We start from the raw sequence: 2,504 nt of genomic DNA on the forward strand, positions 1-2,504 counted from the left end.
TGCGGGCATGGGGGAGGGAGGCTGTACTGCCGGGTGGGTCGGACAGTGCGAAAAGTGCTGCGGGCATGGGGGAGGGAGGCTGTACTGCCGGGTGGGTCGGACAGTGCGAAAAGTGCGGGGCTGCAGCAAGCTGGCCGCGTCGCCAAGAAGGGTTTCCGGGCGCAGCAGGCCTTCAGAAGGTCGGGATGCGGCCTGGGCATGGCCGATGCGCAGGGCGAAGGACGGAATCAGCAGTGCGGTGAGCAGGACGTGGGTGCAGCACGCGAACCAGGCGTCGTGGACAGGGGCGCTGTTCCCATTGAAACGAAGAGGAGCGTGGCGCCAGGCGCCACGCTCCTTTTGTTGCAGGCTCGGGTTACTTGCGTTTCCAGGCCATGTTCCAGTGGGTGCCCTTGCCGGGCTCGAACTGGGTGGAACCGCTGGTCCACTGCTTGCAGTAGCCGCTGGCCGGGAACGGCAGGCACTCGTAGGTGTTGCCATCCTTCGCCAGTACGGTGGTGCCGGCCTTGTAGCTCTGCAGACCATCCGGGAAGACGAAGTCGTAGTCACCGTTGCCGGGGTTCTCGCCACCGCCTTCGCCCGGGTTCTCGCCGCCGCCGTTACCCGGCTCGGCAATCAGGGTGAAGCTGTGGGTCTGCTGCAGCAGGTTGCCTTTCTTCGGCGTGGCGACCACGACCAGGTCGTGCGCACCGGCTTCAGCCTTGTCCAGGGTCATGTGGAAGTGCGGGGTGTTGCCCGGCGCGGCTTCCTTGTGAGCGATGGTCTCGCCCTTGGCGTTCAGCACGGTGGCCTTGATCTGGAACTCGCCGCCTTGTGCGATGGCGTTGAAGTGCAGGTCAGCCTTGCCGTCCTTGATCTGGTAGCTGGAGGACAGACCGGTCAGGTTCAGGGAACCCGGAACGGTGGGCTTGTCCTTCTGGACTTCGACGTTGGTGACCTGGCTGTCGGCCTTCACGTGGATGCCGTTGCGGCCATGGTTCGGGACGATCTCGCCGTTGGCGTTCAGTTCACCGAGCTTGTAGCCGTAGTCACCGGCGTTGACCTTCTGGGCCAGCAGGAAGGGCCAGGTGTTGGCCTGGGCCTGCTCGGCGGTGGCGATCTTCATCTCGACGGTGTTCAGCGGGCCGGTCTTGCTGAAGGCGCGCAGGGTCACGGTGTCGCCGACGCTCAGGGCTTCCGGCTGCACGGCACCGATCAGGTTCCACTCCGGAGCGGGCGGCGGGGTTTCGCCACCACCGGCCTGGTCGCCGTCGATGTTGACGTCGATGGCGGAGTAGAAGGTGGCGTCGGTGTCGCCAACGCGCCAGGTGGCGAGAATCACGTGGTAGCCGCTGCGGTCAGCCGGGACGTTCACGCGGTGGGTGGTTCTGCCCTGGCCCTGGGGGCGCACGCTCACGCCTTCGACGTAGGGATCGTGCAGCAGCGGGGTGGCTTCGAAGCTGTCGCGGGTCAGCGGCTGGTTGGGGTTCCAGTCCTTCTTGGTGATGTAGAACTGCCAGTAAGCGGTGGCGTGGCCAGCGGTGTAGTACCAGGTGAAGTCCTGCATGCCGGGCTTGATGGTGGTCTTGGCCCAACGAGTAGCGGTCTGCTCGTTCAGTTCGCGGTAGATGTGATGGCCGCCAGCGGCGATGGTGCCGTCAGCCGGGCCGCACTCCATGAAGGAGCCGCCGCACCACTTGCCACCGTGGTGGAAGTCGGAGCCCGGACGGTATTCCACGCTCTGCGGCTCGTACTGGATGCCGCCGCAACCGGCGTTCAGGTTGCCGCCGGTGGAGGAGCACATGAAGGAACGGGCTTTCGGGCTTTCGATGTAGCCGTGGGCGAGGGCCTGCTGGGACGCCAGGGTGGCGAAGCCGCCGCCGCACCACTTGCCCGGCGATGGTGCCGTCAGCCGGGCCGCACTCCATGAAGGAGCCGCCGCACCACTTGCCACCGTGGTGGAAGTCGGAGCCCGGACGGTATTCCACGCTCTGCGGCTCGTACTGGATGCCGCCGCAACCGGCGTTCAGGTTGCCGCCGGTGGAGGAGCACATGAAGGAACGGGCTTTCGGGCTTTCGATGTAGCCGTGGGCGAGGGCCTGCTGGGACGCCAGGGTGGCGAAGCCGACGGCCAGGGCCAGGGGGAGTTTGCGAAGGCTCTGCTTGCGCATGCGTTGGAGATCCTTGTGGATAGGTCTTAAAGGAGCCCTCGATGCAGGTGTGGGGTCGATGGGGTCTTCTCCAGTCCCTGCATCTCGGGACTGGGGCCAGAATGCCGCCGGGGTCGGACCGCTCACATGGGACGAGTCCGAAAGCCGTTCGGCCGCTCAGGGTTGCGGGCATGGGGGAGGGAGGCTGTACTGCCGGGTGGGTCGGACAGTGCGAAAAGTGCGGGGCTGCAGCAAGCTGGCCGCGTCGCCAAGAAGGGTTTCCGGGCGCAGCAGGCCTTCAGAAGGTCGGGATGCGGCCTGGGCATGGCCGATGCGCAGGGCGAAGGACGGAATCAGCAGTGCGGTGAGCAGGAC

General features: G+C 66.1%; 2 protein-coding genes. Both read right to left on the minus strand.

Annotated elements, in window-relative coordinates:
- Positions 1-355: 355 nt before the first annotated feature.
- On the minus strand, positions 356-1,933 hold the full coding sequence (gbpA, locus tag SZ55_RS12400; RefSeq protein WP_236692412.1) for an N-acetylglucosamine-binding protein GbpA: 1,578 nt from the start codon (positions 1,931-1,933) through the stop codon (positions 356-358).
- A 373-nt stretch (positions 1,934-2,306) separates the two neighbouring features.
- The coding region (locus SZ55_RS28670; RefSeq protein ID WP_236692413.1) for a hypothetical protein at positions 2,307-2,504 on the minus strand (198 nt) is incomplete at its 5' end.

Source organism: Pseudomonas sp. FeS53a, from assembly GCF_000931385.1.
Lineage (GTDB): Bacteria > Pseudomonadota > Gammaproteobacteria > Pseudomonadales > Pseudomonadaceae > Metapseudomonas > Metapseudomonas otitidis.